Source organism: Streptococcus mitis (genome assembly GCF_946190375.1).
GTDB classification, from domain to species: Bacteria; Bacillota; Bacilli; order Lactobacillales; family Streptococcaceae; genus Streptococcus; species Streptococcus mitis_CJ.
Genome location: NZ_CAMIAF010000138.1, coordinates 1 through 239 on the forward strand (window position 1 = coordinate 1; position 239 = coordinate 239).

Genomic DNA, 239 nt, shown 5'->3' on the forward strand with positions numbered 1-239 from the left:
CTGGTATTTGCCGCCAAAAGCGACGGGCATATCGATGCGGAAGAAAAGCTCGCCATCGACCACAGCCTGGAACAGCTGCAGGTGGGTCAAGAAGCGCAAAAATGGGTGCAAGAGGCGATCGACCAGCCGCTTAACCCGGATTTGATCGCCCAGAGCGTCAAGAATGAAGACGAAGCGCTGGAGGTATATTACCTGAGCTGCATGGTGATCGACGTGGATCACTTATGGAGCGTGGCTAT

1 protein-coding gene is annotated in these 239 nt (G+C 54.4%); it reads left to right on the top strand.

The window, feature by feature from the left end:
* Positions 1–239, top strand: a 239-nt coding sequence (locus N8M09_RS11070; RefSeq protein WP_261065240.1) for a DUF533 domain-containing protein, incomplete at both ends; no start/stop codon positions are given.